A 7,357-nucleotide genomic window follows, 5' to 3' on the forward strand; every position below is an offset into this window, starting at 1 on the left:
CTTCAGCCATCTCTACGAAGCACAGCGCCGTCATGCCTGGGAGCCGTTGCTCGGCGAGGCGTCGTCGCCGAGCGACCTCGCGGGCCAGAATGCGCTCATCGTCGGCTATGGCCCAATCGGGCAGCGGCTCACGCGTCTGCTGGAAGTTCTCGAGATGAACGTCACTGTCGTGCGCCGCGAAAGCAGCGCGGGCGGAACGGCGGGTGTAGCGGCGAACGGGAGCGTACGTACGATCTCGTTTGCACAACTAGATGATGCGCTACCGAACACCGACTGGCTAATTCTCGCCTGTCCGCTCACGCCACTCACGACACGCCTGATCGACGCGCATCGAATCGCATTGCTGCCTCCACGAGCATGCCTCGTCAACGTGGCGCGTGGCGAGGTGGTGGAACAGTCCGCGCTTACCGAGGCTCTGGCGCGCGGCGGGCTCGCCGGCGCATGGCTCGACGTGTTCGAACGCGAGCCGCTCGATGCGACTTCGCCATTATGGGACTTGCCCAATGTGCTGATCTCGCCGCACACGGCGGGGCATTCGGACAGCTATTACGACGCTGTCTGCCGCATCTGGCTCGACAACCTGGCGCGCTGGCAGCGCGGCGCACCGCTCGTCAATGCGGTTCAGCCGCAGTTCACCGCCGTCTGACCACACTCGCAGCCCACCAACCGGAGTCCCCGTATGGCGTTGAGTATCGATTCGCCCCCCGCTTCCCTCGGCACAGGCGCGACGGTTGACGCGTTCGAGCGGGCGGTCTATCGCAAGGTCGCGCTGCGCATCCTGCCCTTGCTGGTGTTCGGTTACATCCTCAATTATCTCGATCGGATCAACATCGGCATTGCGCAGATCCAGTTCAAGTCCGACCTCGGCCTGAGCGACGCGGCCTACGGTTTCGGCGCCGGTCTGCTGTTCGTCGGCTATGTGGTGTTCGAGATTCCGAGCAATCTGATGCTCGACCGCGTCGGCGTGCGCAAGACCTTCTTACGCATCATGGTGGCCTGGGGAATTTTGTCGACGATGACGATGTTTGTTCGTACGCCGATGCAGTTTTACCTGGTGCGCTTTATGATCGGTGTGGCTGAGGCCGGTTTCACGCCCGGCATCTTTCTTTACCTGAGCTACTGGTTTCCGGCGCGGCGTCGCGCGCGCATGACGTCGATCTTCTACCTGAGCATTCCGCTGGCAGCGACGCTCGGCACGCCGCTCTCGGGATGGATCATGCACGCGTTCCAGGGGCAACTCGGGCTGCACGGCTGGCAATGGCTCTTCCTGCTCGAAGGCATGCCCTCGGCAGTCTTCGGGGTTGTCCTCTTCTTCGTGCTGAGCGATCGTCCCGATTCTGCGCCATGGCTAGCGAGCGCCGAACGCGCATTTATTCTCGCGGATCTCGAGCGCGACGAAAGCCACAAGACGCGCCGCTCGAAGCACGCACCGTTTCGCGCGGTTCTGTCCGACCCGCGCGTCTTCTGCGCGGGCTTTACGTTCGCGTGCAGCTTTTCGCTCGGCAACACGCTGGCCTTCTGGGCGCCGATGGTTATCCGTAATTCCGGTGTGACGCAGGTCGTCAACGTCGGCGTTCTGGCGGGCATTCCGGCGTTCATCGGGACCATCGTGATGCTGCTGGTGGGGCGCCATTCGGACCGGACGCTCGAGCGGCGCTGGCACGCAGCCATCGCGCTCGTTTGTGCGGCTGCGGCGCTCGCGATGCTGCCGCTCTTTCATAGCAACACGGTCGTGGCGATCGTCCTGCTGGCGGTTGCGTCGGCGGGCCACTATTCTTGTCTTTCGGTGTTCTGGTCGATTCCGCCGACTTACCTGACGCGCGAAACCGCAGCGGGCGGCATCGCGGTGATCAACGTGATCGGGTCGCTTGGCGGCGCATTGAGCACGGCCGCACTCGGGTGGATGAGTCATGGCGCGGCCGGCTTCGGCAGCGGCCTTGTCGTGCTGGGCGGGATCATCGGTTGCGGTGCTGTTGTGTTGCTGGTGGCGTTTCCGGCCCGGACGATCCGTTCGGCACCGGCGTGATTCAAGGCCGCACAGAAGGCCCTTCACACAAAACCAAAGGAGACAAACGTCCATGAACGATATACACGCAACGGCCACCGCCCCTGATGCCGTGCCGGGCGTCCACGCTGGGTCATCGACGCGCCGTGCGGCGCGTTCGATTGTCGGCGGCTCGATCGGCAATCTGATCGAGTGGTACGACTTTCATGTGTACACGACGTTTTCGATCTATTTCGCGGCATCATTCTTTCCGCGCGAAAACCGCACAATCCAACTGCTCAGCACGGCCGCCGTGTTCGCGCTCGGCTTCCTGCTGCGTCCAATCGGAAGCTGGATGATCGGCCTTTACGCGGACCGGCGCGGCCGGCGCGCCGGCCTCACGCTCTCGGTCATTCTGATGTGCGGCGGCTCGCTTGCGATTGGTCTGTGTCCGACCTACGTTCAGATCGGCGCCCTCGCGCCGCTGGTACTGCTGCTCGCGCGTCTCGTGCAGGGGTTTTCTCTAGGCGGCGAGTACGGCGCAAGTTCGGTCTATCTAAGCGAGATCGCCAAGCCCGGCCGTCGCGGATTCTACAGCAGCTTTCATTACGTCACGCTGATCATGGGCCAGTTGCTCGCCACGCTAGTCCAGGTTCTGCTGCAGGAGTTTTTCTTTTCGCGCGCCGAGCTCAATGCGTGGGGCTGGCGCGTGCCGTTCATCACCGGTGCGGCGCTGGCGCTCGTTGCCTATTGGGTCCGCCGCAATATCGACGAAACACCGGACTTTCGCAATCTCTCCGAAACCGCCAAGGAGCACACCGGACTTTCAGAGCTGCGCAAGCACTGGCGTCCCGTGATACTGGTGTTCGGCCTCACCACGGGCGGCACGCTGGCGTTCTTCACCTATACGGTCTACATGCACAGCTATCTCGTCAACACGGTGGGGCTCTCGGCGCGCGCCTCCGCGTGGGTGTCGCTATCCACGCTCACCCTGTTCATGCTTGTGCAGCCGCTATTCGGTGCGCTCTCGGATCATATCGGACGGCGGCCTCTGCTGATCGCGTTCGGCGTGGGCGGCACGTTCGGCACCTGGCCGCTGCTTGCTGCACTTGCGCGCACCCGCAGCGAATCGACGGCCTTCCTGCTGCTTGCCGTGGCGCTGCTGATCGTGTGCGGCTACACGTCGGTCTGTTCGATTGCAAAGGCGGATCTCTTTCCTGCGCGCTTGCGTGCGCTCGGCGTGGGCGTGCCTTATTCGATTGCGACCGCGCTGTTCGGCGGTACGGCCGGCTATGCCGGTCTCTGGTTCAAGAGCGTCGGCTACGAACAGGGTTTCTATCTGTATGCGTCGGCCTGTATCGCCTGCACGCTGGTGGCCGCCTTATGTCTGCGCCGCAGCGACTCGCAGATGACCGCATGAATCACGTATTCCTTTGTTCACCCACTTTATGACCTGCAGGAGCATCACATGAACCCGATCCCTGAATTTGATATCCCCTCGATGCGCGAACACTGTTCCGAAGAGGAGTGGCAGGTGCGCGTGGACCTGGCCGCCTGTTATCGCCTCGTTGAACACTACGGCATGTCCGACATGGCGGCCAACCATATCTCCGCGCGCGTGCCCGGCGAAGAGGCGTTCCTGATCAATGCCTACGGGATGCTGTACGAAGAAGTCACAGCGTCGAGTCTCATCAAGATCGACAACGACGGCAACATTCTCAGCAAGCCCGCATTCGTCGGCGCAGACTATGGCATCAACCGCGCCGGCTATGTGATTCACGGCGCAATCCATGAGGCGAAGCACGAGCTTGCCTGCGTGATTCATACGCATAGCTGGCCGGGGATGGCGGTGTCGGCGCTCAAATGCGGACTGCTGCCAATGACGCAAACCGCCATGCGCTTCTTCAAGATCGGTTATCACGATTACTGCGGCGTCGTGCTCGATACGAGCGAGCGCGACTCGCTGATCGCGGACCTTGGCAACAACAATGCGCTGATCCTGCGCAACCACGGCTTGCTGACCGTCGGCCACACGATTCCGGAGGCGTTTAACGCGATGCATCGGCTGGAGCTGTCGTGCCGCTCACAACTGGCGGCGCAGGCGTGCGGTGTCGAACTCAACGAGGTCTCGCGCGAAGTGCTCGAGCAAACGTATATGAACTACCAGCCGCAGACGCGTCGTCCGTACGGCCTGCTCGAATGGCCGGCGCTGCTGCGCAAGCTGGACCGGATCGATCCGAGCTATCGGGAGTGAGTGAACCGCAGAGGATGGGCGCTGCGGCGCCCGCCCATGTGTCAGTTCTGCCCATGACGGATGCCTCCGGTCTCTGGAGGCGAGAGAGTCGCTAGGTTGCCTAGATCGATCAGTTGTCCGTAAGACCGACGCGGTTTGGCTGACGGCGTTCGATTGCCCACTTGAGCAACGCGGCCGCGCGAAGCGGTCCGTGAACGAACTTGCCGTAAGGCATGGTCAGGAACAAGGCGATCACGGCCCCGAGGTGCATCGCCAGCAAGCCGGGCATCGCAGCGCTGCTACGCAGCACCATGAGCGCGAGGCCGCTGACTGCGACGATCAGCAGCAGTGCGATGAAGCCGAGATCCATCGGTTTTTGCGCGGCGTCGCCTTGGCTGGGATGGCGGCGCAGGTTCAGCCAACCCAGGCCGAGTGTGCCCACGGCGATGCCAATGCCACCGAGCGTGCCGAGCACCGTCGGCAGGCTCGTGTAGGCATAAGGCGCCTCGAGTCGGAACACATAGTGATAGAGCGTGGCAACGCAAGTCGACAGGAAACACAGAGCGAAGCCATACGCGGTCGCATGGTGGCAATGCCGGCGTGCGAGCGAGAAACGGTCGTCCTCGTTGTTGCAGCCTTCACCGTGCCCGCCTCCCAGGTACCGGAGTGTCGCAACCGCATTGCCCGCTTCGGCAAGCGCCGCGCCACTGGCCGCACCAGGCACGGCCTCGCGCCAGAAGCGCCGCACGCCGATCCCGAGCGCACAGATAGCGAACAGAAAAACCGGAGCGAAGATGCCGACCATCAGCGTGTGCGGGAATACATCGTAGAACGAACCACTCGCCGAGGCTTGCCACAGGTTGCCACTCATCGCGAGCGCGAGGATCAGGAACAGCGCGATGCCGCCCGCAAGCGCGAGGGCGACCGCGAGGCCGTTACGCTCGTACAGAGACGCGAACGAACGGGGCCATGCATACAGCCGGTAAGTGCGGCCGCGCACGCTTGCCATCGTCTGCGGGACGTTGACGGCAAACTCGTGCGGCGGCGCGTACTGGCAGGCGTGCAGGCATGCCCCGCAGTTGTGGCACAGGTTCGCAAGGTAATGGACGTCGGCGGTGCCGAACTCGAGGCGCCGCGTCATGGCCGGGAAGACGGCGCAGAAGCCTTCGCAGTAGCGGCACGCGTTGCAGATCTGCAGGATGCGGGCGGCTTCGTCTTCCGGAACGGAGAGAAGTGGCGCCCTCGCGACGGTCACTGCGACGGGCGACCACTCGTCACTGGCTTGCTGGATCAGTTTTTCAAGAGCTTGCACGACTGCCTTCCTTATGTGCCGAGGCGGTCGCATGAGCGGCGGCATTAGTGCCGGCGATGCGGCCGAACGCCGTGCCGATGCTCATGCCTACGCCGGCCGTATAGCCTTTGCCGAGCACGTTGCCGGCCATCATCTCGCCGGCGACGAAGAGATTGTCGCTAGGCTCGCTGCCAAAACGAACCGCTGCTGTCTGGTCGGTTTTCAGGCCAAGATAGGTGAACGTGATGCCCGGACGCAGGGCGAAACCGAAGAACGGCGGCTTATCGAGCGGGAGCGCCCAGTGAGTCTTCGGCGGAGCGAGCCCGTCGGTGCGACAGTCGTCGAGCTTCGTGTGGTCGAACGTGCCGGGGCGGCAGGCGGCGTTGTACGCGTTGAGGGTCTCCATGAAACGTGCGGGGTCGAGGCCGAGGGCTGTCGCGAGTTCAGGCAGGCTGTTCGCGCGCACCCCCGGAAACACCGGCGGCATGAAGCGTCCAACGGCCTTCGCGTCGATGATCGACCAGGCAGTCTGTCCCGGCTGCTGGGCGACGAGGCGCCCCCAGATCGCATAGCGCTTCGGCCAGAAGTCCTCGCCTTCGTCGTAGAATCGTTCGGCATCCCGATTGACCACCACGCCAAGCGATACGCAGTCGACCCGCGTGCAGATGCCGCCGTCGTAGAGCGGCGCGCGTGCGTCGATTGCCACCATGTGCGCCTGGGTCGGCTCGCCAATGCTGTCCGCGCCCGCGTCGATCATGAAGCGCAGCAGCGTGCCCATGTTGAAGCGCGTGCCGCGGATCAGGAAGTTGTCGGCGGGGTGTTCGCCGCGCTCGTTGACGCCCCACGCCTCGCGCAGCCACGCCCGGTTCGACTCGAAGCCGCCCGCCGCGAGCACGCAGCTGCGCGCCGTAATGCGCTCGTCGCCCGCCCACGCGGCCACGAAACGCGGACCGTCAAGCTCGATGCGCTGCACCGGCGTTTCATAGCGGATCTGCACGCCGAGTTGTTCCGCGCTGCGGTAGTACGCGTTGACGAGCGCCTTGCCGCCGCCCATGAAAAACGCGTTGGTGCGCGCGGTATGCAGCGCGCCCGAGAGCGACGGCTGGAACTGCACGCCGTGCTGGCGCATCCACGGCCGGCAGGTTGACGACTCACGGATCACGAGCCGCGCGAGCGCCTCGTCTGTGAGTCCGCCGGTGACTTTCAGCAGATCCTGCCAGTATTCCTCTTCGGGGTAAGCATCGACGAGCACGTCCTGCGGCGTGTCGTGCATACAGCGCAGATTGCGGGTGTGTTGTGAATTGCCGCCGCGCCATTCGCGCGGCGCGGCCTCCAGCAACAGAACGGAAGCACCGGCTTCCCGAGCCATGAGGGCGGCGCATAGCGCAGCATTGCCGCCGCCGATGACGAGAACGTCGACCATCAAATAGTCTCCTTTGGCTCGCACTGTACGGGCGAACGCGCCGCACCGCCATGGGCGGCGGAGCAAGGGGGCTTCAGTTTTCGTGAAGGGTCGCGCTCGGGCGGAGCACCGCGCCGGGCCAGCGGCCGGCGGCCACGACTTCGCGCGCAACATCGAGGAGCACGACGCGTGCGGCAAGGCCAGCCGGCGACAACTCGTCGTCTGATGCGCTGACGATCAGGTTAGGGCGCGTGACGTCGGCATCGAGTATCGGGATGCTGGTGAGCTGGGCGTTCTCCGGGCGCGCCAGTGCGGCGCCCGGCTGGATCGTCGCGCCAATGCCGGCGCGCACGGTGTCCATGAGCATCGCGAGGCCGTCGATCTCAGCGGTGATGTGCGGCTCGTAGTGCGCCCGCCTGAAGGCAGCGGTCAGGAGCGCGCGCAATC

Annotated in this window: 7 protein-coding genes; 4 read left to right on the forward strand and 3 right to left on the reverse strand. The window is 64.2% G+C overall.

All coding sequences use genetic code 11. From position 1 onward, the window contains the following. The 4 genes from M0954_RS19900 to M0954_RS19915 all read left to right on the forward strand — a co-directional run. On the forward strand, positions 1-646 hold a 646-nt coding region (locus M0954_RS19900; RefSeq protein WP_297355066.1), incomplete at its 5' end, for an NAD(P)-dependent oxidoreductase. 33 nt (positions 647-679) lie between these two features. Further along, positions 680-2,026 (forward strand): MFS transporter, encoded by a 1,347-nt coding sequence (locus M0954_RS19905; protein ID WP_122157102.1) that lies wholly within the window; start codon positions 680-682, stop codon positions 2,024-2,026. Positions 2,027-2,078: 52 nt separating this feature from the next. Next, on the forward strand, positions 2,079-3,404 hold the full coding sequence (locus M0954_RS19910) for an MFS transporter (protein WP_297355068.1): 1,326 nt from the start codon (positions 2,079-2,081) through the stop codon (positions 3,402-3,404). Between the two features lie 48 nt (positions 3,405-3,452). Beyond that, entirely contained in the window at positions 3,453-4,238 is a 786-nt protein-coding gene (locus tag M0954_RS19915) for a class II aldolase/adducin family protein (RefSeq protein ID WP_133893985.1), read from the forward strand. Positions 4,239-4,347: 109 nt separating this feature from the next. Here M0954_RS19915 and tcuB read toward each other — a convergent pair whose 3' ends face one another. The 3 genes from tcuB to M0954_RS19930 form a co-directional block, all read right to left on the reverse strand. After that, entirely contained in the window at positions 4,348-5,472 is a 1,125-nt protein-coding gene (gene tcuB / locus M0954_RS19920; RefSeq protein WP_297355071.1) for a tricarballylate utilization 4Fe-4S protein TcuB, read from the reverse strand. Positions 5,473-5,515: 43 nt separating this feature from the next. Continuing rightward, positions 5,516-6,931: an FAD-dependent tricarballylate dehydrogenase TcuA gene (gene tcuA / locus M0954_RS19925; protein WP_123386502.1), complete on the reverse strand. Its 1,416-nt coding sequence runs from the start codon at positions 6,929-6,931 to the stop codon at positions 5,516-5,518. Positions 6,932-7,004: 73 nt separating this feature from the next. After that, positions 7,005-7,357: LysR substrate-binding domain-containing protein (locus M0954_RS19930; RefSeq protein ID WP_297355070.1), on the reverse strand; the 353-nt coding region annotated here is incomplete at its 5' end.

Origin of the sequence: Paraburkholderia sp. (assembly GCF_026225065.1) — a bacterium.
Taxonomy (GTDB): Bacteria; Pseudomonadota; Gammaproteobacteria; order Burkholderiales; family Burkholderiaceae; genus Paraburkholderia.

Coding starts and splice junctions, on each gene's coding strand:
- M0954_RS19905 (WP_122157102.1), top strand. CDS start 680: ATGGCGTTGAGTATCGATTCGCCCCCCGCTTCCCTCGGCACAGGCGCG.
- M0954_RS19910 (WP_297355068.1), top strand. CDS start 2,079: ATGAACGATATACACGCAACGGCCACCGCCCCTGATGCCGTGCCGGGC.
- M0954_RS19915 (WP_133893985.1), top strand. CDS start 3,453: ATGAACCCGATCCCTGAATTTGATATCCCCTCGATGCGCGAACACTGT.
- tcuA (WP_123386502.1), bottom strand. CDS start 6,931: ATGGTCGACGTTCTCGTCATCGGCGGCGGCAATGCTGCGCTATGCGCC.